23 protein-coding genes are annotated in these 22,658 nt (G+C 67.7%); 7 read left to right on the plus strand and 16 right to left on the minus strand.

Translation table 11 applies throughout. The features are described from left to right. The first annotated feature begins 42 nt into the window (after positions 1 to 42). A complete protein-coding gene (locus P73_RS26060) occupies positions 43 to 210 on the plus strand; it encodes a hypothetical protein (RefSeq protein ID WP_158401969.1) in 168 nt (55 codons plus the stop codon). A gap of 24 nt (positions 211 to 234) precedes the next feature. On the opposite strand, the gene P73_RS21895 is transcribed toward P73_RS26060, so the two are convergent. The 8 genes from P73_RS21895 to P73_RS21930 are packed head-to-tail and all read right to left on the minus strand — an operon-like array spanning position 235 to position 9,430. Next, positions 235 to 972 (minus strand): TIGR04290 family methyltransferase, encoded by a 738-nt coding sequence (locus P73_RS21895; protein WP_052453507.1) that lies wholly within the window; start codon positions 970 to 972, stop codon positions 235 to 237. Beyond that, the gene (locus tag P73_RS21900; protein WP_043871224.1) at positions 969 to 1,973 is read right to left on the minus strand and encodes a UDP-glucuronic acid decarboxylase family protein; all 1,005 of its coding nucleotides are present in this window, start codon (positions 1,971 to 1,973) and stop codon (positions 969 to 971) included. The genes P73_RS21895 and P73_RS21900 overlap by 4 nt, the downstream gene beginning before the upstream one ends. After that, the gene (locus P73_RS21905) at positions 1,970 to 3,052 is read right to left on the minus strand and encodes a CgeB family protein (protein ID WP_043871225.1); all 1,083 of its coding nucleotides are present in this window, start codon (positions 3,050 to 3,052) and stop codon (positions 1,970 to 1,972) included. The genes P73_RS21900 and P73_RS21905 overlap by 4 nt, the downstream gene beginning before the upstream one ends. After that, a complete protein-coding gene (locus P73_RS21910; RefSeq protein WP_043871226.1) occupies positions 3,049 to 4,149 on the minus strand; it encodes a CgeB family protein in 1,101 nt (366 codons plus the stop codon). Before P73_RS21910 ends, P73_RS21905 begins: the two co-directional genes overlap by 4 nt. Then, positions 4,146 to 5,255 carry a CgeB family protein gene (locus P73_RS21915; RefSeq protein WP_043871227.1) on the minus strand — a complete coding sequence of 370 codons (1,110 nt, stop codon included), beginning with the start codon at positions 5,253 to 5,255 and terminating at the stop codon, positions 4,146 to 4,148. The genes P73_RS21910 and P73_RS21915 overlap by 4 nt, the downstream gene beginning before the upstream one ends. Before the next feature lie 4 nt (positions 5,256 to 5,259). Then, positions 5,260 to 6,339, minus strand: a complete 1,080-nt coding sequence (locus P73_RS21920) for a glycosyltransferase family 4 protein (protein ID WP_043871228.1) — start codon at positions 6,337 to 6,339, stop codon at positions 5,260 to 5,262. Continuing rightward, the gene (locus P73_RS21925; RefSeq protein WP_043871229.1) at positions 6,336 to 8,321 is read right to left on the minus strand and encodes an NAD-dependent epimerase/dehydratase family protein; all 1,986 of its coding nucleotides are present in this window, start codon (positions 8,319 to 8,321) and stop codon (positions 6,336 to 6,338) included. The genes P73_RS21920 and P73_RS21925 overlap by 4 nt, the downstream gene beginning before the upstream one ends. After that, positions 8,318 to 9,430 (minus strand): NAD-dependent epimerase/dehydratase family protein, encoded by a 1,113-nt coding sequence (locus tag P73_RS21930; protein WP_043871230.1) that lies wholly within the window; start codon positions 9,428 to 9,430, stop codon positions 8,318 to 8,320. The genes P73_RS21925 and P73_RS21930 overlap by 4 nt, the downstream gene beginning before the upstream one ends. 232 nt (positions 9,431 to 9,662) lie before the next feature. Between P73_RS21930 and P73_RS25230 the strand changes: the two genes are divergently transcribed. From P73_RS25230 to P73_RS21960, 5 genes are all read left to right on the plus strand, one after another. Next, on the plus strand, positions 9,663 to 11,654 hold the full coding sequence (locus P73_RS25230) for a Gfo/Idh/MocA family protein (RefSeq protein ID WP_074743127.1): 1,992 nt from the start codon (positions 9,663 to 9,665) through the stop codon (positions 11,652 to 11,654). 288 nt (positions 11,655 to 11,942) lie between these two features. Then, positions 11,943 to 12,446 (plus strand): sigma-70 family RNA polymerase sigma factor, encoded by a 504-nt coding sequence (locus P73_RS21945; protein ID WP_043871231.1) that lies wholly within the window; start codon positions 11,943 to 11,945, stop codon positions 12,444 to 12,446. 74 nt (positions 12,447 to 12,520) lie between these two features. Then, positions 12,521 to 13,033: a COG4315 family predicted lipoprotein gene (locus P73_RS26065; RefSeq protein WP_158401970.1), complete on the plus strand. Its 513-nt coding sequence runs from the start codon at positions 12,521 to 12,523 to the stop codon at positions 13,031 to 13,033. Next, positions 13,030 to 13,398, plus strand: a complete 369-nt coding sequence (locus tag P73_RS26070) for a BON domain-containing protein (RefSeq protein WP_043871233.1) — start codon at positions 13,030 to 13,032, stop codon at positions 13,396 to 13,398. The genes P73_RS26065 and P73_RS26070 overlap by 4 nt, the downstream gene beginning before the upstream one ends. A gap of 56 nt (positions 13,399 to 13,454) precedes the next feature. Then, complete coding sequence (locus P73_RS21960; RefSeq protein WP_043871234.1) at positions 13,455 to 13,724, plus strand: hypothetical protein; 270 nt, start codon at positions 13,455 to 13,457, stop codon at positions 13,722 to 13,724. A gap of 209 nt (positions 13,725 to 13,933) precedes the next feature. On the opposite strand, the gene P73_RS21965 is transcribed toward P73_RS21960, so the two are convergent. From P73_RS21965 to P73_RS26080, 8 genes are all read right to left on the minus strand, one after another. Continuing rightward, positions 13,934 to 14,515, minus strand: a complete 582-nt coding sequence (locus P73_RS21965) for a hypothetical protein (RefSeq protein WP_043871235.1) — start codon at positions 14,513 to 14,515, stop codon at positions 13,934 to 13,936. A 71-nt stretch (positions 14,516 to 14,586) separates the two neighbouring features. After that, positions 14,587 to 14,730 carry a hypothetical protein gene (locus P73_RS26075; protein ID WP_158401971.1) on the minus strand — a complete coding sequence of 48 codons (144 nt, stop codon included), beginning with the start codon at positions 14,728 to 14,730 and terminating at the stop codon, positions 14,587 to 14,589. A gap of 106 nt (positions 14,731 to 14,836) precedes the next feature. Continuing rightward, positions 14,837 to 16,525: an alpha-glucosidase gene (locus P73_RS21975; protein ID WP_043871237.1), complete on the minus strand. Its 1,689-nt coding sequence runs from the start codon at positions 16,523 to 16,525 to the stop codon at positions 14,837 to 14,839. Between the two features lie 23 nt (positions 16,526 to 16,548). Beyond that, positions 16,549 to 18,237 carry an alpha-amylase family glycosyl hydrolase gene (locus P73_RS21980; protein ID WP_052453509.1) on the minus strand — a complete coding sequence of 563 codons (1,689 nt, stop codon included), beginning with the start codon at positions 18,235 to 18,237 and terminating at the stop codon, positions 16,549 to 16,551. 140 nt (positions 18,238 to 18,377) lie between these two features. Then, positions 18,378 to 19,331, minus strand: a complete 954-nt coding sequence (locus P73_RS21985; protein ID WP_052453510.1) for a YihY/virulence factor BrkB family protein — start codon at positions 19,329 to 19,331, stop codon at positions 18,378 to 18,380. Between the two features lie 96 nt (positions 19,332 to 19,427). Further along, the gene (locus tag P73_RS24640) at positions 19,428 to 20,729 is read right to left on the minus strand and encodes a DUF3618 domain-containing protein (protein WP_052453511.1); all 1,302 of its coding nucleotides are present in this window, start codon (positions 20,727 to 20,729) and stop codon (positions 19,428 to 19,430) included. Next, positions 20,722 to 21,126 carry a phage holin family protein gene (locus P73_RS21995; protein WP_043871238.1) on the minus strand — a complete coding sequence of 135 codons (405 nt, stop codon included), beginning with the start codon at positions 21,124 to 21,126 and terminating at the stop codon, positions 20,722 to 20,724. Before P73_RS21995 ends, P73_RS24640 begins: the two co-directional genes overlap by 8 nt. Next, on the minus strand, positions 21,123 to 21,659 hold the full coding sequence (locus P73_RS26080; protein ID WP_052453512.1) for a hypothetical protein: 537 nt from the start codon (positions 21,657 to 21,659) through the stop codon (positions 21,123 to 21,125). The genes P73_RS21995 and P73_RS26080 overlap by 4 nt, the downstream gene beginning before the upstream one ends. Before the next feature lie 190 nt (positions 21,660 to 21,849). On the opposite strand from P73_RS26080, the gene otsB reads away from it, so the two are divergent. After that, on the plus strand, positions 21,850 to 22,587 hold the full coding sequence (otsB, locus tag P73_RS26085; RefSeq protein ID WP_052453513.1) for a trehalose-phosphatase: 738 nt from the start codon (positions 21,850 to 21,852) through the stop codon (positions 22,585 to 22,587). The last annotated feature ends 71 nt before the right edge of the window (positions 22,588 to 22,658 follow it).

The raw sequence follows: 22,658 nt of genomic DNA on the forward strand, positions 1-22,658 counted from the left end.
ATCTGCGGGATACCGCCAGAACCAGAAAGAAAGAGGGGTGGCATGATCAAGGAGCAACATCCGTCTGCCTCCGATGCCGGGGACATTCAGAAAGAGCTGGACGAGCAGCTCGAAAGAATCCGCGAGGAGGAGGTGCCCGAGCGGCTCCTCGAACTCGCGCGCCAGCTTCAGGCGCATCTGCGCCATCGCGGGACGACCGGGGAAAAATGACCGGGGACCGGACGGGGGCGCGTCCTAGCCGGCGCGGCGCGCGAGCGCCATTTCGGCTGTCTCCGCCTCCGTCACTTCGCACAGGTAGACCTCCGGTTCGGGATGGGCGACGATGCGGAATCCCGCGGTCCTGAGAAGCGCCTCGACGGCGGCGCGGTTCGGAATGAACCAGTTGGTCGGATCGCCCGCATAGCGATGTTCCACGAAATGCAGCACCGGCCAGTCCTTTCGTTCGAAGGGCGAGCTGTCGTCGAAATCGTAGTCCTCCTGTACGGGAGCGGCCTCGGTGGAGCCGCGCTGCATCGACTGGAACAGCATCCGGTCGCCAACGACGTGCTCGCGCAGCAGGTCGAGCGCCAGGAGCGGGTGGCGCAGGTGGTAGAACACGCCCATGAAGATGACGAAGTCGAACCGCTCGCCCAGACGGGCCACGTCGTAGACCGACATCTGGCGCAGGTCGATGGAGACCCCGGCCACCTCCGCGGCGAGCGCGGCCTGGGCAAGATAGCGGGGATCGCTGTCGATACCGACGACGCGGGCCGCGCCGCGCCGGGCCATCTCGATCGCGTAGAAGCCCGCGTTGCAGCCGATGTCGAGGACGCTGCATCCGCTCAGATCCTCCGGCACGACATGACGGAAGCCTTCCCATTTGAAGCGCGGATAATCCCCCAGCGGGTGATCCGGCGCGGTTTCGATTCCCTCGAGGCGCAGGTTGTGAAACCAGGGCGCGAGGTCGGTGATACGGCGGGAAAGATCGGTCATTCTGCCGGCCTCGCCTGCGCTCCGTCGTCGAAACCGCGGTTCTGCGAGATGCCGAACCATGCCGCGGTGAGCGCGAGACCGTCGCGCAACGGCACCTCCGGTTCCCAGCCGAGCCGCGCCTTCGCCTGCGCGATGTCGGGCTTGCGGCGACGCGGATCGTCCTGGGGCAGGTCGCAGAGCACGATCCTGGAAGCGGTCGGAATCGCCTTCTGCACGAGTTGCGCGAGTTCGAGCACCGTGATCTCGTCGGGATTTCCGAGGTTGATCGGCACCTCGGGTGTCTCCTCGGTCTCCATCAGCGCAACGAGGCCGCGCACCAGGTCCGAGACGTAGCAGAAGGAGCGGGTCTGGGATCCGTCGCCATAGATCGTGAGCGGCTTGCCCTCGAGCGACTGGACGATCAGGTTCGACACGATCCGCCCGTCGTCCGGGCGCATCCGCGGCCCGTAGGTGTTGAAGATCCGGGCGATGCGCACATCCACCTGCCCCGCCCTGAGATAGTCGGAACACAGCGCCTCTGCCGCGCGCTTGCCCTCGTCATAGCAGGCACGCGGACCGATCGGATTGACGTTGCCGCAATAATCCTCGCGCTGCGGGTGGATTTCCGGATCGCCGTAGACCTCGCTGGTGGAGGCCTGCACGAAACGCGCGCCGTGGCGGCGGGCCAGATCCAGCAGGTTGTTGGTTCCGGCCACATTGGTCATCATCGTGCCGACGGGATTTTCCTGATAGTGCCGCGGCGAGGCGGGCGAGGCGAGGTTGAAGAGCCAGTCGAGCGCCTCGAGCGGTTCCTTGATCGCTTCGGTGACATCGGCCTCTATCAGCCGGAACCGGCGGTCGTTGAACAGCGGCGCCACGTTCTCGCGGCGGCCAGTGTGGAAATTGTCGACGCAGATCACCCGCATGTCGCGGGCAATCAGCGCGTCGCAGAGATGCGAGCCGACGAAACCGGCACCGCCGGCAACGAGAGCGACGGGACGAGGGGATGAAGCGCTCCTCATGCGGGGATCTCCTTTCGTGTGGGCAGGGTGTGAAGCATCCGGGCGAAATCGCGGGCGCGGGCTTCGCCGGTATGGCGGGACAGCACCGCCTCCTGTGCGGTGCGGGCGAGTTGCCTTCGCCGCGCGTCGGGCAGGGACAGGGCCGCGACCACATCGTCGGGCCCGTCGGCGACGAGCAGCGCCTCGCCCTCGGGAAGCACCTCGCCCAGTCCGGTCCAGCGATCCGAGAGGATCGCGGTGCCGCAGGCGCCGGCCTCGAAAAGTCGCACGGAGGGAGAATGCCCGAGCGCACGCATCGCCTGCCGCGTCACGTTGAGCGTGAATCTCTGCCGGTTGTAGAAGGCGGCATGATCGGCGGGCGGGACATGTTCGAAATGTTCGACGTTGGCGGGCCAGTCGAGATCGTCGGGGAACTGCGCCCCGGCCACCACGAAGCGGCGGTCGGGCAGGCGACGCGCCGGTTCGAACAGCAGCGCCTCGAGCGTCTCCTGCCGGTCCGGACTGTAGGTGCCGAGATAGCCGAGATCCCAGCGCGGCGCCATGTCGAGCGGCCGGTAGAGATCGGGGTCGACGGAACAATAGAGCGGCAGGGCCTTGCGCGCGCCCAGCGACTCCAGGCGGTCGAGCGCGGCCCCTCCGGCAAAGGAGAAGTAGAGATCGAACAGGCCGAGCTGCCGGGGGGCGAGATAATCGCAATCCCGCCGCGTGAGCGCGTCGAGGGTCACGGGCGTATCGATATCGTAGAAGGCGAAACGGCGCGGCGCGAGCCGGTGCAACTCGTCGATCAGAGCGATGCCATCGGGCACGTAGGAGCCCACGATCACCGCATCCGCGGTTACGAGCCGGTCCGACCAGCGTGCGAGATCGCCGAAGCTCCGGTAGAGGCCGAAATCGCAGAACTGCGGATCGGGCAGGTCGCGGCGCGTGGCATACCAGGGCTTGTCGCATTCCAGGAAGAGAACGCGATGCCCCTCCCGCGCCAGCCCCTTGAGCAGGGCGCGGTAGGTGGTGGCATGGCCGTTGCCCCAGGAGGAGGACAGCGACAGGCCGAAGAAGACGAGATCGAGTGGCGGCGTCATGACAGGACCTCCTTGTGCCTCTTGTGATCGCGCAAGCCCGCGAGCAGCGCGCCGACTTCGCGCGCGCGGTGGGCATAGGTGTGTCCCGCGAGCAGCCGGGCGCGGGCGGCACGGCCGATCTGCCGAGCCCGGTCGCGCGTCAGCCCGGACAGAAGCTCGATCACGTCCCGGCCATCGCGTGCCACGAGGACTTCGGACCCCGGTGCAAGGAAGCGGTCGATACCTTCCCACGCGTCGGTGATGAGACACGCGCCCGCCCCGGCGGCCTCGAAGACCCGCGTCGCGGGGGAGAAGCCCACCTCCGCCATGCTGTCCCGCGCGATGTTGAGCACCGCGAGAGGGGTGGCGTTGAAGGCGTTGTGGTCGCCGGTGCCGACATGGCCGAGGGCACGCACATTCGCCGGAAGCGCGACATCCGCCCAGCCGGACCCGCCCAGCAGGAAGCAGCGCTCCGGCATGGCGGCGGCGGGATCGAGGAAATAGGATCGGACGCGCGCCTCGCGGTCGGGCAGCCGGTTGCCGAGAAAGGCGAGATCGGCTTCGAAGCGCGGATCGGGATCGACGGGGAAATGGGTCTCGGGATCGAGCGCGTTGTAGATCGGCACACAGAGGGCGGCCCCCATCTCGCGATAGCCGCGCACCACCGGATCGCCCCCGCCATAGGTCAGCACCGCATCGAAACGCGGCAGATCGCGGCGCAGCGGGTGCAGCGGCTGTGCGCGCAACTCCGCCAGCGTGGCGGGCGCATCGACATCCCACCAGATGCAGGTCGCCGCAGGATGCGCCCGGTCGAGCACCGCGCGGCGCAGCGCGTCATCCTCGTGACCGATGCCAGAGGCCACGACGACCACATCCGCCGCGGCCGCGCGGCTGGCCGCACATTCCAGCCCCTCGGACGTGCCGGGATAGACGTTCACCCGGCACCATGGCGGCGGGTCCATGTCGCGATGCGCCTGCCGGTCCCAAACGTCGGGCTCGTGAAAGGTCACGTCCCAGCCCTCGGCCGCCAGAGCGCGGATGAGGCCGCGATAATAGGTCGCCGCGCCGTTCCAGTAGCTCGAGACGAGGCTCGATCCGTAAAAGGCCATGCGGGTCATAGCGCCACCTCCCCGGCCGGCGTGCCGGTCGTCTCGAGGATCGCGATCAGTTCCTCCGCGCGATGCCGGCAGGTATGGCGCTGCGCGATCCGGTCGCGCCCGTTCCGGGCGAGTTCCTTCGCCCGCTCCGGATCGGAGAGCAGCGCGTGCAGCGTCCTGGTCATCTCCTCGCCGTCCTTCACGGCGAGATAGTCGGTGCCCGGACGAAACAGCCCCTCCCGGTCCTCCCATGGCGCACAGACCAGCGGAATGCCGCAGGCGAGTGCCTCGAAGACGCGGATCGTCGGGATGCCGGGAAGCGCCTCGACATAGGGCCGGCGCGGGACGTGCACGGTCACGCGATGGTCGGCGAAGCTTCGGGGCACGTCGACATTGGCAATGGGGCCGCGGTAGTCGATACCGGCCGCAGTCAGCGCCTCGCGCGCCTCCGGCGGATAGCGCACCCCGTGCACCGTCGCCGCGAGGCCGAGATCGGCGACGGGGCGCACGAGGTATTCCATCAGTTCCTCGCTGCGCTCGCCATCGCCCCAGTTGCCGACCCAGACGAGATCGCGCGGCGGCTGGCTTGCTGCACGGGGGCGGAACACCGTGTCATCGGCCGCCTCGTGCCATGTGAAGACCTGCGAGGACCAGCCGGCCTCGAGATAGCGTTCGCGCAGCGCTTCCCCGAATGCGAGGACGCCGTCGTAGGCCGACAGGTCGAGCCCGCGTATGTCGTCATCCGCGCTGACCGCCCGATGATGGGTGTCGTGGAACAGCAGGGTGAAACGGCCGCCCGCCGCCCGCCGCCCGCCGATGGCGGCGACGATCTCGGGCTCCGTCCATTCATGCACGATGACCACGTCGCTGTCCTCGAGCACCGGGTCGAGGTCTTCAGCGGAGGTGTAGATCTCCGAACGCAGGTCGGGGAAGGTCGCGTGGAAGGCGGCGATCGCCGCGGTGCCGCATTCGGCCAGCAGGTTCCGGCGCGACCAGCCGTCGGCGGGCTCCATCGCCCGGCAGACATGTCCCTGCGCCTGGAGCGCCCGCATGACGCCGCGCAGGAAATGGGCATTGCCGTGATTCCAGTCGGATACGAGAGAATGGGTGAAGAAGGTGAAGCGCATGATCCTATCCTTCGGCTCGGGCTGAAAGGGTTCGCAGGTAGACGGTTTCCATCGCGGCGGACTGGGCAGCCGGAATATGGTCTCGCGCGCGCATCTGCGCAGCCGCCCCGAGCCGGAGCCGGGCCTCGGGATCGGCGGCGAGCGCGTCGATTTCCGCGGCGAGGGCCTCGGCGTCGCGCGGCGGAAAGAAGCGCGCGGCGCCCTCCCAGATCTCGCGATAGACCGGGATGTCCGCCAGCAGGAGCGGACGGCCGCTGCGGGCCGCCTCGAGCGCGGCGAGACCGAAGGGCTCGTAGATCGAGGGCGAGGCGAACAGGCTCGCCCCCGCGATCCGCGCGATCGTGTCGGCATGGGACAGCGCGCCGGTCGTCGCGGCGTTCCGCGCGGCAAAGGTCGATCCCTCGCCGCCCTCGCAGGCGCCGATCATCACCACCGGCACCTCGACCTGCCCCGCGGCACGGTCGAGCGTGGTGCCGTTCTTCGCGCCGTCCCACCAGCGTGCCGCGGCGACGACGCTGCCGTCGCCCTCGGAAGGGGGGAGGGAGGCGGTGGCGGAGGCGTTCGGCACCACGGCCACCTCCCCGATCCCATAGACCTCTTCGGTCAGCCGGGCGTGGGCCGCGCTCGGCGCGAGCACGACGGCGGCCCGGTCGATCCCGTCGCGGGTCAGCCGTGCGAGCCAGGACAGCCGGTCGGGAACGGAGCGGACCTCCACCGCGCGGAACCAGGTGGCGAGGCAGGAATGGCAGACGGTGACGACCGGCGGATGGTCCCCGAGGCCGGCCGCCTGGCTCGGCAGGTTGAGGTGCAGCACATCGGGCCGATAGGTCCGGACCAGCTCCTCGAGCCACGGCGCCACCCCTTCAAGGGCGCTCGCATCCCCCGCCATCCAGTCCAGCGGCGCCTCGCCCCATTCGAGCCGGCCGACGGCCTCGGCCTCGGCACGCTGCGCGGCGGTCGGACGCGGGCCAAGGCCGGCGAGGATCACCTCGTGGCTGCGCGCATGCAGCGCGGCGGCGAGATCTATGGCATAACGCCAGACCCCGCCGGCGGCATCGAGCGTCATCAGGATCCGCAGGCTCATGCACGCATCCTTTCCGGCTCGACGGGCACCCGATGCGCACGAAGCCAGTCCGTGAGCTGGCGCAGCCCGTCCCGCCATCCGGTGCGCGGGGTCCAGCCGCAACAGGCGCGCAGGGCGCTGCTGTCGGCCACGAACCACGGCTGGTCGCCCTCCCGCCAGTCGGCATACTCCACCTCGGGCTCGGCGCCGACGAGACTGGAGATTTCCGCAAGCACCTGCCGCAGGCTCACCGCATTCCGTGGGCCGCCACCGAGGTTGAAGGCGCGCCCGGACAGGCGGTCGATCCGGTCGAGCAGGAGCCGGTAGGCCGCCACGGCATCGCTGATCTCGCAGAGATCGCGCACCTGCCGGCCGGTGCCGTAGATCGTGATGCGCTCGCCGCGCAGCGCGCGGATGAGGAAATGCGCGACCCAGCCCTGATCCTCCGTACCGAACTGGCGCGGGCCATAGATGCAGGACATGCGCAGCACTGCCGCGGGAAAGCCGTAGCTGTGGGCGTAGTCGAGCACGTATTGATCCGCGACCCCCTTGGAACAGCCATAGGGCGTCGCGAACTGAAGCGGACGGGTTTCGTCGATACCCGCCGCGAGCGCCGGATCGTCGGGTGCGACCGCCTCGCCGGTCTCCGTCAGGGCGATGTCGTCGAGGGGCCCGTAGACCTTGTTGGTGGAGGCGAAGATCACAGGCACCTGCCGTCCGGTCGCCCGGATCGCCTCGAGCAGGTTGAGCGTCCCGCGGGCGTTGACCTCGAAATCCTCCGTCGGTGAGAGAAGGCTCGTGGTGACGGCGGTTTGCGCGGCGAGGTGAAAGACCGCCTCGGCATCGCGCACCGCCTCCCCCAACCCCTGCTCGTCGCGCAGGTCGATGGTGACCGGGTGTACCCGTCCGGGGTGACGCTCGGTGAGCCAGGCGAGGTTTTCCTCGACGCCGGGACGGGAGAGGTTGTCGAGCACGATGACCTCGCGCCCTTCGGAAAGGCAGGCGTCGGCAAGGTTCGAACCGACGAAGCCCGCTCCGCCGGTGATCAGAAGCGGCTTTGCGCCGGGCGAGAGCGCGGGGGCGGACAGGCGGGTAACCTCGCTCACGCGGGAGAGGCCGCCCTCGCCCAGGAGCCGGGCGAGCAGCTTCGGCTGGCCGTCGGCACCGACCGCCCCGAGATGGTAGTGGCGCGGATCGAACCAGAGCCCCTCCTGCACCGCCACGTCGGGCTGAATATCCTGCCAGCCGTACCAGTAAAGCCGGTCGGCAGGCGCACGGGCCGCACGCATGAACCGGCGCGCCTGTTCCATCTGGTCGTTGCGCCATGTCGAATAGCCGGTCTCGGTGATCCAGATCTCGGCCCCGGTGTTGTAGCGGTCGAGCACCGCGCGCATTTCCCCGAGGTGCATATCCCAGCCCGCCCAAGAGCTTTCCTCGCTGTCCCAGGTTCCGGGAAATCCATGGAAGCCCACCGCGTGCATGAGTTCGAGCAGCCCGCGCTGCCCCATCAGATCGAGCCAGTAGGGATCGAACGGGGCAGGACCGCCGAGCACCGGTTTCCAGCCACGCTCCCGCGTCCAGAAGGCGGCCTTGCCGATCATGTCGCAGAAGATTTCGAACCCCGGATCCACACGCCAGTCCCAGTCGAGCAGGTTGTTCGGCTCGTTCCACAGCTCGACATGCTCGAAATGGCGGCCATAGCGGCTCAGCACCGTATCGGTGAAATCCGCGAAATCCTTCGGGTTCACCGGCGGACCAGAGCTCTTGCCGGTGCGCGAGAGGGAGGGCGGCGTGTAGTGCAGGCAGGGCAGGAGCTCCATCGTGCCGGCCAGCCGGGGGATCAGCCAGTCGTACCACTCCTGCCCGCCGGGCGCGTGGAAATCCGCCCATGACAGGTGGGTCCGCAGCCAGGAGGCGCCGGACCGCGACAGCGCGGGGAGCACCTCCTCGACGCGGACCGCGTCGCCGGGGCGGAACCATTCGACGAAGCCATAGCCGGTCATGACACCAGCCCCCGCTCCTCGAGTTCGCGCCGCATGGTCTGGCTTCGGTCGACCACGCCGGCCCCGCCGACCCAGTCGACGAATTCGTCCAGCGAAGCCTCGAGCCGATGCTCCGGCACGAAGCCGAGACCGTCGCGGGCCTTGTCGATTGCGGCGAAACAGTTGCGGATGTCCCCCGCACGGGACCGGCCAAGGATCTCCGGCGTCAGGTCCGGCCGCCCCATCGCCGTGGCGAGAAGTTCGGCGACCTGCCGGATCGTGTAGGCCCGCCCGGAGCCGATGTTGTAGACTTCTCCGCCGGCGTCCCCCGCCTCGAGCGCGAGGCGGAAGGCACGGGCGACATCGCGCACATGGACGAAGTCGCGCCGCTGCGCGCCATCCTCGAAGATGAGCGGACGCTCGCCCGACGCCAGACGGGAGGCGAAATTCGCGAGCACGCCGGTATACGGGTTGGACAGGGCCTGTCCGGGGCCGAAGACGTTGAACAGCCGGAGCGCGGTCGCCGGAATGCCATAGGCCGCGCCAAAGATCAGCGTGGCCTGTTCCTGGGCGTATTTGGTGAGCGCGTAGATCGAGGCGAGATCGGGACGCTTCGTCTCGTCGGTCGCCATCGGCTCGAGCGCCTCGCCCTCCGGGCCGCGCGGCTCCCAGCGCCCCGCACGCAGATCCGCGGCCCGGCGGCGCGCGGAGTCGTAGCGGTCGCCGGTCTCGAGGGCATAGGCGCCCTCGCCGTAGATGCTCATCGAGGAGGCGACGACCAGCCGCTTCACCGGATGATCCGCGATCGCCTCGAGCAGCACCGCCGTGCCGAGGTCGTTCACCCCCACGTAGCGCGAGATCTCGTACATCGACTGGCCGACCCCGACCTCGGCGGCGAGATGAATCACCGCATCGCAGCCCTCGAGCGCGCTGCGCAGGCTTTCGGCGAAGCGGATATCGCCACGGATGACGGCCGCCTCGGGCGGGATATCGGTCACCTCTCCGGCGCCGTCGTGAACCTGGTCGATCATCGCGTCGTAAAGGCGGACTCCGTATCCGGCCCGGATCAGTTCGCTTGCGACATGGCGTCCGATGAAGCCGCAGCCGCCGGTGATGAGGACGAGGGGCATGGTGCTCTCCTTTTCGGGTTGCGTTGCGGTGATGAACAGCAGGCGGACACGTATGTTCCAGAAATTGTTGAAGGAAAGTCCCGGATCATCTTCTTTGACTATGTCTTCGATGACTTCTTCAACAATATCAGCAGCTTCCGCTGCCGGTGCCGGGCAAGTCCCTCAACAGGCGGAACAAACGGACGTTGCTGCTGTTGCTGGAGCTGCGATGACAGCAGAAAGGACCAGGACCATGGACGGAGCACAGCTCACCACGACACGACTTGCGGCGCAGATCGTCGAACCGGGACGGGTGGCGATGGTCGAGGACGCGATCGGACAGCCGGGTCAGGGCGAGGTGCGGGTCAGGCTCGAAGGCTGCGGTGTCTGTGCGTCCAACCTCGGTCCGTGGTCGGGACCGGAGTGGATGGAGTTCCCCCTGCCCGCCGGCGATCTCGGACACGAGGCGTGGGGCCGGATCGAGGCGACAGGCCCCGGCGTCGATCCCGCGCGCCGTGGAGAGCGGGTGGCGGTGTTCGGCAGCCGTGGCTATGCCACGGAGGAGATCGTGCCCGCCGATGCGGCGCTGGCCATTCCACCGGAGCTCGCAGGACGTCCGGTCCCCGCAGAACCCGTAGCCTGCGCGCTGTCGATCTTCCGCAAGGCGCGGATCGGCGCCGGCGATCGCGTCGCGATCATCGGCATCGGATTTCTCGGCGCGCTGCTGACGCAGATGGCGGTGCGCGCCGGGGCCGAGGTGATTGCGATCTCGCGCCGCGACGACAGTCTCGCGTTGGCGCAGAACCATGGCGCGGTGGCGACGGTCCCGCTTCGCGACCACGGCGACGTGATCGCGCGGGTCGGGGAGCTCACCGGAGGCACGCTTTGCGACGTCACGATCGAATGCACCGGGCATCAATGGCCGCTCGACCTGGCCGCCGAAATCACCCGCGAAAGCGGGCGGCTCGTCATCGCCGGCTATCACCAGGACGGTCCCCGACAGGTGAACATGCAGCTCTGGAACTGGCGCGCCTTCGAGATCGTGAACGCACATGAGCGCGACCGGGCGATGAACCTGGCGACCATGCGCGAGGCGCTCGAGGCCTGGGCGAAGGGTCATATCGACCCCGAACCGCTGTTTACGCATGTCTATCCGCTCGACCGGCTGGGCGCGGCGCTCGACGCCACTCGCGACAAGCCCGACGGCTTCGTGAAGGCGCTGGTCCGGATGCCGCCGTCGCACGCGCTGCCGCGGCTCGGCTTTCTCGGGCTCGGCTGGATCGGGCGCAACCGGATGGAGGCGCTCGCGGCGAGCGGCGGATGCGACATCGTCGCGCTCTCCGATGCCGATCCCGAGGCGCTCGCCGTCTGTGCCGACAGCGCGTCTGGCGCGGTCACGGCACGGGATCTCGGCGCCGTTCTGGGCACGAAGCCCGACGGCGTCGTCATCGCGACGCCCTCCGCCCTCCATGCCGAGCAGGCCATCGCCGCGCTCGACGCCGGGGCCGCCGTCTTCTGTCAAAAACCGCTCGGGCGCACGGCGGAGGAGGTGCGTCGGGTGGTCGCGGCGGCGAAGCGGGCGGACCGGCTGCTCGACGTCGATCTGTGCTATCGCCAGACCGCCGCGGGACGGGCGCTGCGGGCCGAGCTTGCCAGCGGACGGATCGGTCGCCCCGGTTTCGTCGATCTGGTGTTCCACAATGCCTATGGGCCCGACAAGCCGTGGTTCTACGACCGCAGCCAGTCGGGCGGTGGGTGCCTCACCGATCTCGGCACCCATCTCGTCGATCTCGCGATGTGGCTGCTCGACTGGCCGGAACTGAAGGTCCTCTCTGCCCAGCTCCGGTGCGGCGGAGCGCCCGTCTCCGGCGAAGGCAACGGCGTGGAGGATTTCGCCGTCGCCACGCTGGAGACGGCGGAGGGCGTTCCGGTCAGGATTTGCTGTTCCTGGAATCTGCCTGCCGGTCAGGACGCGCTCATATCGGCGGAAATCTATGGCGAGGCAGGCGGAGCGAGCCTGCGCAACGTCGGTGGGTCCTTCTACGATTTCGAGGCGCGTCGGATGGATGGATGCCGGTCGGAGCTGCTGTCCTCCCCGCCGGACGCGTGGGGAGGACGGGCTGCGCTGGACTGGCTCGGCCGGCTGTCGCAAGGCGGGGGGTACGATCCGGCCTGCGAGCATCTGGTCGCGGTGGCGCAGGTGCTGGACCAAGTCTATGAGACGGCCGGTGTCCCGCACAATTGACAAATGTTAGGGGAGTGACATCCCTCTGGGCTGCTTCCCGCGCAGGGCCGGATTTGCACCGTTCATTTCTTGACCGATGACAGGCCGACCCTACTGTCTAGCAGGTCAAAAGGCCCGGTTTCCCTAGCGCCGCTCGTTACATCAGGGGAGGTCGGACCGAACTGTAGCGAGTTCCGAGTTTGGGTCTGTTGCCGCCCCGCCCTCCTCTTGGACGCGGGAGCCAGCGATTGCTCTGCCCCCCAGTTGCGGAACTCAATTTTCACAGAAGGGGGATTACCATTGGCTCAAGTGACTGAACGCGACCCGGCATCGGAGGGCGTCCTCGACTATATCCCCGCCCTGCGCGCCTATGCCTGGAGCCTCACCCGGCGGCATCAGGAGGTCGACGATCTCGTGCAGGAAACCCTCATGAAGGCGATTGCCAATATCGACCGCTTCCAGATGGGTACGAACCTGCGCGCATGGCTCATGACCATCATGCGCAACACGTTCTACAACCAGATTGCCAAGAGAAAGAGGGAGACCTTCGGCGAAAAGGACTGTGCCTCGGGCATGGCCTGGGTGCCCGGCACCCAGGAATGGACACTCCATGGCACGGAGATCATGGGGGCGGTCGAACGCCTGCCGCCGCATTACCGCGAAACGCTGATCCTCGTCGTCATGCTCGGGGAAAGCTACGAAACCACGGCGGAGATCTGCGGTGTGGCGACGGGCACGATCAAGAGCCGCGTCAACCGGGCACGGGCGATGGTTCTCGAACAGCTCGGGGAGGTCGAGATGACGCGGATGTGACCCGTCCCGACCGGAGACGGGAACCACCGGCGACGGCGGGGGTTAGTGCAATAGGAACGAATTTGGAGGTTCTCATGCCGAAGGTTCTGCCGCACATCCTCGCACCGCTTCTGCTCACCGCCGCTCTCGGCGCACAGGCCGTTCAGGCACAGGAACAGGACCAGTCGCGGGACACTCTGGCACTCGCCGCGACGGAGGACCAAGGCACCTATCTGGTCGGCCCGGATGGCCGGCCGGTCTATATCATGATCACCGAGCACGGGGCAGGCGACGATCTCGACCCGCTCCAGTCCTGCGAGGAACAGTGCCGCGTCGAATGGCCGGTGGTTACCATCGACGACGATATCACCACGGGCGAGGGGGTCGAGAGCGATCTCGCCGATACCGTGGAATGGCGGGGAGAGCAGGCGCTCACCTATCGCGGCCAGCCGCTTTTCTATTTCTACCGCGACAGCGCCGGCGAAGCCCCGGAAGGACAGGGTATCTTCAGCCATGGCGGGCACTGGGCGCTTCTGGCACCGGACGGCACACCGTTCGAGGACGAGATCGCACCGGACCCGGAACAGACGGAAGGAGAGTTCCAGTGACGCAGGAGACCGAGAAGCGACCGGCGGGAAGCGAGAAGGTGGTGCATGTGCGGTCCGACCTCGCGGAACCGAGCCGCCCGGAAGGCCATTTCGGCGTCCACCAGCCGATCCCGGCGCAGACGCCCACCTATCGCCCGCCGGAGCCGCCGGCCTCTGACGCGGAACTCGCCGAACGGGTCCGTGCCGCGCTTGACGACGACGGGCGGGCGGGTGCCGGTGATGTCACCGTGTCGGTCAACGGCGCGGTGGTGGATCTGCACGGCGAGGTCGAGCGGGAATTCCACCGCACGCTCGTGGCCGCGCTCGCCCAGTCGGTTCCCGGCGTGCTGAGCGTCAACAACCACCTCGCGATCCGCGTGCTCTGAACCCGCTGCGGGACAGCGGCAAATGCACGCCGGCGGAGGATGAAAGGAGAACGATCATGTCCGCACCCGACACCAACACCAAGAAACAGGCCCGGCGCCACTGGCCGCCGTTGCTCGCCTTCCTGCTCGTCGTGTGTTTCGGCGTGGGGATCATCCTTTACTGGACGATGGAAGAAACCGCAACGGCGCCTGAAACAGAACAAACCGCGCCCGCGATGCAACCGCCCAGCGCCGAGGAGATGAACGAAGGCGATGTCGATGCGCCCCCCTCCGCGCCTCAGACCGAAATCACCCCGGATCCGGTCAACCCCGGCCTCGACGAGTAAGGAAGACCGAGAGGGAGTGGCCCGGCGTGATCGGGCCATTCCCATCGGCTTGACGGGTTTGCGATTGTTGGCTGCCTCTGTGCCGCACGGGCATCGGCCTCATGGGACACGGATCTTCAGCGGGTCGACAAGGCGCTTAATGACGGTCTCGCCGGCGTTCTGTGTCCAGACGCGCCGGTGCGAACCGGAGCTCGGTCGGATTGGGGGGGTCAAACCTTCTTCTGTGCGAGGAGCCATGCGGGATAACTCCGGTTCTCGCGCCCGCTGAGGCCGAGTTCCTCTCGCACCTGCTCCAGCGCCGAGACATCCTCCCCTTCCAGGGCAATACTGTCGATGCCGCTGGCGCCGGGAATGCCGATATCGCCCTCGATCGCGACGGTCTCGACCAGGCCGCCCGGCGCGCGATATTGCGCCCGCGCCTTGTGCAATCGGAAGGCGCGGTATCCTTCGCGGCGAAATGCCTCCACGAACGCCGCGGCATCGTGGACTTCCATCGGCTCGAAAGGCGGCAGGGCCTCCGGCGCGTCGAGCGCTCCTGTGATCTCCACGCCCGTCGCTGGCAGACGCACGCGGCCGCGTGGCGCCCATCGTTCGAAGTCCCCCTCGCGCCCGAGCAGCACCTTCAGGTCGAGTTCCACCCCGTCGCGCAGCTTGAGGGCAGAGGTACCGGGATCGCGCAACAGGTAGATATCGGTGCGGTGATCGCGGCCGCACAGCTCGAAACGCGCATCGATCCGCCGCCGGAGCGCGGCGCTGTCTTGCTCGAATATGCGAAATTCCACGCGGGACATGGCGACTCCTTTCCGTGTCGTGACGGCGCTGCCCCGGACATGCCGACGCGGGCAGACCGACGTTGCGCCACCTATCGGGCGCGCTTGTGCAGCAGCGTGTCAAGCCGTCGGGCGAGCATGCGGAGTTTGCCGGTCATCTCCGACGCTTCGAAATGTTCCATTTGCTCGTGCAACTGCCGCGTCAGGGTGCGTCCTGCGGTCGTATGGCGGGTCATTGGACGATTCCTCATTGCGCGGTACAGGCGGGAGCAGGTCCCCATCTGCCCCACGCTTTCCCTGTCGTCCTGAACAATCGTCTCCCCGTCCTGTTCCCGCACGCGCTCAGGCCTCCTCGATCAGCAGGGCGAAGCTTTCGAATGGAGCCAGCCGCAGATCCGGCCCGATCCGCTCGCGCGCGCTATGGGAGGCGATGAGGCAACTGCCCTCGCCGTGGACCGTATCCGGGAGGTTCACGTGCTGCTCCTCCCCCGTGAAATTGCCCGCCACCAACACGCGCGTGCCGCCCAGCCGGCGCTGGAACGCCATGATCGCGGGGTCGTCCATCAGAAGCGGCTCGGTCTCTCCGAAGGAGATCACGTCATGGTCGCGACGCAGCCGCACGAGATGACGGTAGTGGGCAAAGACGCTTTCCGGGTGCAGCATATCCTGTTCCACGTTGATCCGCTCGGCATTGGGATTCATCTCGATCCAGGGCGTGCCCGAAGAAAACCCCGCGTTCGCGCCCGAACTCCATTGCATCGGCGTGCGTGAATTGTCCCGGCTGTTGCGGTTCGCGCCGAGGATGAACTCCTCGGGCGGCACGCCCAGTGCGATCTGTTCCTCGAAATGGTTGAGCGTCTCGAGATCGCGGTACTGGTCGATCCGGTCGAACCGGGCGTTCGTCATGCCGATTTCCTCGCCCTGGTAAATGAATGGCGTACCCTTCAGCAGATGCAGCACCGTGGCGAGCATGCGCGCGGCGGCACGGCGGTGTTCCTGATCGTCGGCGTAGAAGGAGACCTGGCGTGGCAGATCGTGGTTCGATAGGAACAGCGCATGCCAGCCATCGTGGCGCGTCAGGTCCTGCCAGGCGAAGAGCGCCCGCTTGAAGCCCGCTAGCTCGAACGGTTTGGGCGCGAACTTGCCGCGTTCGGGATGCCAGCCCTCGCGGATATGGGAAAACTCGAAGACCATGTCGAGCTCCTTGCGGTCGCGGCCGCAATAAAGCAGGCCGGTATCCGGCGAGACCGACCAACTCTCCCCGATGGTGACGATGTCGCGCCCGGCCAGCACCTCGCGGTGCATTTCCTGAAGGAAACGGTGCAGGTCCGGCCCCTCCTCGTAGACGCGCGCGTCCACGTCCTTGCCGATCAGGCTGATGACATCCATGCGAAAGCCCGCAATGCCCCGGTCGAGCCACCAGCGCATCATGTCGTAGACTTCTTCGCGCAGGGCGCGAGTCTGCCAGTTGAGATCGGGCTGGGCGGGGCTGAAATAGTGGAAGTAGTACCGGCCGACCTCCTCGACAAAGGTCCAGGCGGGACCGCCGAAGGCGGCTCTCTGGTCATCGGGCGGGCCGCCGTCCGGGGCCGGATCGCGCCAGATGTAATAATCGTGCTCCGGCGCCTCACGCGATCTCCGCGCCGCCTGGAACCAGGCATGAAGCGAAGAGCTGTGGTTCACCACGAGATCCATGACGATGCCGATCCCGCGCTCGCGTGCCTCGGCAATCAACCGGTCCATGTCCGCAAGCGTTCCGAATTCCGGCGCGATGTCGCGGTAGTCCGCAATGTCATAGCCGTTGTCGACCATGGGCGAGGCGTAGACCGGAGAAAGCCAGACGAAGCCCACTCCGAGATCGGCAAGATGGCCGAGCCTCGAGATGATGCCGGGAATGTCGCCGACGCCGTCTCCGTTGCTGTCAGCGAAGCTGCGCGGATAGATCTGGTAACCGGTGGCCCTGTGCCACCAGCGTTCCGTGCGTTCGCGGGCTTTTGCGGGGGCGGGTTGGGGAGACTCAAATAGGGTCATCTGTGCTCCTTTCATCGACGGTTTCAGGCGAGGGCGGCTACGGCGAGCGGGCCGAGCGTCAGCGTCTCACCCTCCACCGCGATCTCGCCGTTGCTGAACTGTTCGCGCAGCGCCGCGCGGGGCAGTGCGATCTCCTTCGGCTTGAGCGCGAAATTGGCGAAGCACATCAGGCTTTCTCCGCTCTTCTCCCGCTCGAAGGCGATCACCTCGCTCGTGGCGTCCGACAGGATCATTTCCGGCGCCGTCTTCAGGAGCGGCACGTCACGCCGCCAGCGCAGAAGGCGACGGGTGAAGTGCAGCACCGACTCCGGGTCGTCTTCCTGCCGGTCGACGGCCGAGGCGCGATGGGTTTCCGGCACTTTCTGCCATGTCTCGTCGGCGTCGGAAAAGCCGCAATGCGGCGCGCCGGCCTCCCAGGGCAGCGGGCAGCGCACGCCGTCGCGACCGTTGAAATCCGGCCAGAGCGCCTTGGCCCACGGGTCCTTGATGTCTTCGCGGCAGAGTTCGGGCTGTTCGAGACCAAGCTCCTCGCCCTGGAACAGGATTGCCCCGCCGGCAAGCGTGCCCTGGAGAAACAGGAGGAGCTTCGCGCCCTCCCGCGCCTGCCCGGCCTCGCAGGCCCGCCGCATCAGCTTGGACACGGAGCGCTCGGAATCGTGGTTGGTGAAGACATTGAGGCTCGACCCCGGCACGAGGTAGCGCGAGCGGATCTCGAGCATCTCTATCCAGTCCATGAGGGTTTCGCAGCGATTGATGATGTCGAAATCGTAGACCGCGTGCAGCCGGTCGTTTCCGACGGTGTATTTCGGGGCGAGTCGGGAGCTGTCGACATCCGCGAGCTCCCCGATCAGCACGCGGGGCGGATCGTATTCCTCCGCGATGCGCCGGACATGGTGAAGGATCGGGATGGCCTCCGGCACATCCCGGTCGAAAAGGTGGATCTGCTTCTTGAACGGATTGTTGGGACCGCCCCCGACCGAGGGATTGTCGCTGGCCCGCGCGGGCGGGTTGGAGCGCAGGTCGCGGTCGTAGGCCAGGCATTGCACCGCGTCGAGGCGGAAGCCGTCGAGCCCCATGTCGAGCCAGAAGCGCATGGCGTCGATCATCTCCGCCATGACCTGCTGGTTGGCGAGGTTGAGCGCGGGCTGGCTTCGCAGGAAGGGGCGGTAGCAGAATTGCGCCCGCTGCGGCACCCAGCGCCACGCCCGCCCGCCGAAGGAGCTGATCCAGTTGTTCGGCGGTCCGCCGTCGGGCGCCGGATCGGCCCAGACATACCAGTCCACCTTGTCATTGTCCCGCGAGGCGCTGCTTTCGAGGAACCAGGGATGCTCCTCGGACGTGTGGCCGAGGACGAAGTCGAACATGATCTTCAGCCCGCGGCGATGCGACTCCCCGATCAGGTCCCGCACATCGTCGAGCGTGCCGAAGGGCGGATAGACGGCGCGGAAATCGCGCACGTCATATCCGTTGTCGCTTTGCGGGGAATCGTAGATCGGGGTGAGCCACAGCCCGTCGACGCCGAGGGAATGGATGTAATCGAGCTTTTCGATGATGCCGCGGATGTCCCCCAGGCCGTTGCCGGTGGTGTCGTTGAAGGAGTGGACGTAGACCTCGTAGAAAACGGCACCGCGCCACCATTCCGGCGGTTCGGGCGGCTGACCGAGATGGGTGATTGCATAAACGAGTTCCGCGTCGCGTTCCGTGGCCGACATCGCTGCTCCTCTCCTGTTCCGGCTGAAGGCGCGACGGGACCGGAGGATCTCGCGCCGCGCCGTGGGGCGGACGCCCCCGAGGTCACTGAGCCAACGACCGCCTTGCGGCTTGGGTTCCGAGAAGAGGCAAGGCTAGCGGATCAGGCGTCGTCGGGCGCGTAGGCATCCGCCTTCACCGCGCCACGCGCGCCGCGCGGCAGCGGCCGTCCCGTCGTGGTGTCGATATAGGTCTGCGCCTCGAGCTCTCCGTTCAGCTCCGCACCCAGAAGCACGACATAGGCGGAGATCCAGAGCCAGATCATCAGGATGATGACGCCGGCAAGGGTGCCGAAGCTTTCCTGATAGCTGCCGAAATTCTCGGCATAGAGCGCGAAGAGCAGCGAGCTTCCGATCCAGAGCAGGCAGGAGAGCAGCGCCCCCGGCAGCACCCAGCGCCATTGCGCCGGTTCACGATCCGCGCCGAAGCGGTACATCGCCGCGATCGACAGGACCGCCAGCACGAGCAGGAAGGCCCAGCGCACGACCGTGATCACCATTTCCGTCACCGGTCCGAGGTCGAGGATCGCAAGGAGGCCGGGCAGGACGACAATGGCAGCGATGGCCACGACCACTCCGACGATCAGGAGAAGCGTGAGGCCAAGGGTCAGGGCCTTCAGCCGGATGAACCCCCGTGTCTCGGACTGGTTGTAGGCGACATTGATCCCCTCGATGAGATTGGCGACGCCCTTCGAGGCGGAATAGAGCGCGATGGCGAGACCGAGTATGGCGGCAAGGCCGAGCCCGCCGTCCCGCGTTCCGGCCACCGCGGTCGCCTGATCGAGGATGATCTGGGCGGCACGTTCCGGCATCGCGGCGCTGATGCTGCGGATCGGTTCCGTGATCTCGCTCGGTTCGAAGAGCAGGCCCCCCAGAGCGATCACTGCGGTGATCGCGGGAAAGAGTGCAAGCAGCCCGAAGAAGGCGACGCCGGCGGCGACGAGGCCGACCCTGTCCTGCCGCAACGCGTCCTTCACCCGCAGCAGCGCAGCTTTCCAACCGCTCCAGCCAAGCTCCAGCGGGCGGGAAGCCATCTCCGTCGATCCTGTGGTGGTCATCGTCGCCTCTTGTTCTGTTGCGGGACGTGCCCGCGCCGGTCGGCACGGGGAGAAACGGAAAGAGGCGGCCCCGCGAGAGGGGCCGCCAGATTGCCGTCAGCTGCCGGAGGAACCGGGCGAGGTCTTCTCCTCGACGAGACCCTGCTCGCGCGCCTCCTCGCGCGCGGCGGCCTCGATGCGTTCGGCGGCCCCACGCACCGCATCTGCCGCCGCGTATTCGGCGCTCTTGTCGCCGGGCGTGCGGGCATCGGCCTCGGCACGGGCGTCGCGGGCGATCTCCTCGCCCTCGTCCTTCACCGCCTCGGCCACCGCGCGGAACTTGCGACGCTCTTCACGGTAGATCCGTTCGGCATCGTCGAAGAGCGCATCGCTGTAGTCGCCCACATACTTGTCCTCCGCACGGGTCCGGGGCAGCGCGCCCCCGATAGCCGCGCCGAGGGCGAGGGCGATGGCGCCGGCGACGAGCGGATGCTCCTCGAAGTAATCCGTCGCCTCGCGCTGTCCGCGTTTCGCGGCACGTTTCGCGCGGCGCCCGGCGATGATTGCCCGTTCGCGTGCGGCGATGACGCGCTCGCGGGCCTCCTCGCTCATCTTCTCGGTTCCGGCGGCGATGTTGTCATACCCGTCCTGAAGCGTGGAATAGACCCGGTCGCGCGCCTGTCCGAGACGGTCAGCCCCCGCGGCTGCGGCCGCGCCAACCCTCTCACCGGCGTGTCCCGCCGCGTCCGAGGCGGACCCCGCCGCGTCGCTCACCGCGCCGCGGGAGGCGTGGTAGCGGTCGCGCAGGCGAGACTGAACGTCGGAGACCCGATCACCGAAGGCGCGGTCGGTCTCCTCCTCGTCGTCGAAGTCGATCGCCTCGAGATCATCGTAATAATCCGGGCGATAGATCTCCCCGAGACCGGCGCGCGGACGCGCCCAGACCGGCTCCTCCTCCGCCGTGTAATCGTCGCGATAGGTGCGTCGCGACGCGAGGCGCTGCGAAGGCGGAACAGAGGACGCGGCATAGGCCTCCGCATCCTCATAGGTGTCGTAATCGTAGGGATCATAATCGTCCTCGAGTCCGCCCTCCGGATCGTCCGCACGGTGCCTGGCGCGGAGACGGCGGCTGACAGGATCGCCGGCGAGGCGGCTGTCGCCCTCCTCCTCGTAGGAGCGGCCGAAGACGAGCCAGGCGAGGCCCACCGCGGTCAGCGTGAGACCCACCGGGTTCTGCTTCACCGACTTGGAGATGGAGCGGCCGATGTCGCCGCCGTGAAGCTGCACCTCCCGGCTGACCTGGCGGATCACCGCCTCGGGCGTGAAGCGGCTCTGGATTTGCTGGAGCGTGTCCGCAAGCTCGCTGCGCTCCCGCTCGATATCGCGTTCGATGGCGTTCGGATTGCGGCTGTCAGACATTTCCGGCCTCCTTGATCACGTTGACGTCGCGCTGCACGTTCTCCGCGGTGCGGGACGGGGCGATACTGGACAGTTTGAGTTTCGCCCGTCCGCTCCGGTGGAGCACGAAGGCGACGACAAGGCCGGCGATGCCGACCAAAAGCGCGGCCACGCCGGGATGCATTCCGAGTTCGGCGATCCAGGCGACGAGCGCGCCGGCGAGCACATTGAGCGATACCAGGACGAAGACGATGGCGCCGACGATCAGGCCAAGGCCTCCCGCCGCGCTCCTGAGATTTTCATTCACCTCGGCACGGGCGAGATCGACCTCCTTGCGCAACAGGCCGCTGATATGGTTGAGGGCGCTCGTGAACAGCGAGGCGGTGCTTTCGCTCCGGGGATCCTGATCGGGGGTCATGGGCGGGCCTCCTTCGTTGTCGCGGCCGGTTCGCCCGGCGTGGTCGCGGCGCTGCCCGGCCTGGACCCGAACGCCTCCCGCGAGGAGGATCCGTAGGAGCCGGCGGACAGGCGCGGATTGCGCGCACTCGCCTTGGCGAAACGCGCGGCGGTCGCCCCGAGGAGCATCGCTCCCCCGAGGAAGACGAGCGGATTGCGGCGCGCGAAGCCGGAGAGGTCGCGGGCCATCTCGCCAAAGTCCTTGTCGCGCACCGTCTCGGACGCGTCCGCGATGCTGTCTGCGATCTGGGCCATCGTGCGCTCCTGCGGCGATCCCGACCGCATGTCCTCGGCGGCCTTGCGCAACGAGGCGGCAATGGACGCCCCCTCCTCGGCCAGATGCGCCTTCTGGTCATGCGCTGCGTCGGACAGGCGTTCGCGCACCTCTCCGGCGGTTTCCTGTGTCTTCGCGGACAGGTCGTCCCGGAGCGATTTGGCCGCCCTGGCCATATCGGACCCCGAGCCCTCTGTTTGGCCGGTCTCTGCTGTGGTCATGATTGTTCTCCCTTTGCGCATCGGCCTCATGGAGCGTCCGCGCGTCACTCTTACTTCGACTGGGAGACCAACATGGTCATCGGCGGGAATGTTCCACGCCGTCCTGCAGCCTTTTTGCCCCCTCCCCCTGCGCAGCCGGCGGCGGCGCGCTAGCTTGCCGTGCAGATCCCGAAACGACCGAGTATCGCCCATGCCAGACCTGCCCTGCCATCCCCCGCTGCCCCTCGCCTGGGGAAACCATGCGCTGTTTCTCGATTTCGACGGGGTGGTGGCGCCCATCGTCTCGCGGCCCGAGGACGTCGTCGTGGCGCCGGAGACACTCCGTCTCGTCGAGGCGCTGATCGAGCGCACGGAAGGGGCCGTCGCGATGATCTCCGGCCGCGCGCTCGAGAACCTGCGCAGCGTGACGGGCGATCCGGCGGTGTGGATGTCAGGCTCCCACGGACTCGAGATCAAGCGCGCCGACGGGACGGTGGAAGAGACCGCGCCCGGCGCGGCGCTGACGGCGCCGCACGATACCCTCGCGGATTTCGCCGCGCGGCACGATCTCCTGCTCGAGCGCAAGCCGGGTGCGCTCGCGCTGCATTATCGCGGACGCGACGACCTCGAAGCCGCCTGCCGCGGCGCGGTGGATTCGGCCGCCGCATCGGAGGGGCTGCGTGCGCTGCATGGCAACAAGGTCAGCGAGGTCGCGCTTGCGGGCGTCGACAAGGGCACTGCCCTGCGGCGGCTGATGGAGGAGGCACCGTTTCGCGACCGCATCCCGGTGATGATCGGCGATGACGTGACCGATGAGGACGGGTTCGTCGCGGCGCAGGATCTCGGTGGTTTCGGGCTGCGGATCGGGACGGTGGAGACGGCCGCCCGCTACCGGGTAGACCGGATGCAACAGGCGCATGACTGGCTGCGCGCCACCCTGTCGGACTGACCCTGCGGCCTGCGCGAAGTCCCGCGCATCGGGAGACGGAATGCGCGGGCGCGGGAACGGATCCGCCGGAC

Origin of the sequence: Celeribacter indicus (assembly GCF_000819565.1) — a bacterium.
Lineage (GTDB): Bacteria > Pseudomonadota > Alphaproteobacteria > Rhodobacterales > Rhodobacteraceae > Celeribacter > Celeribacter indicus.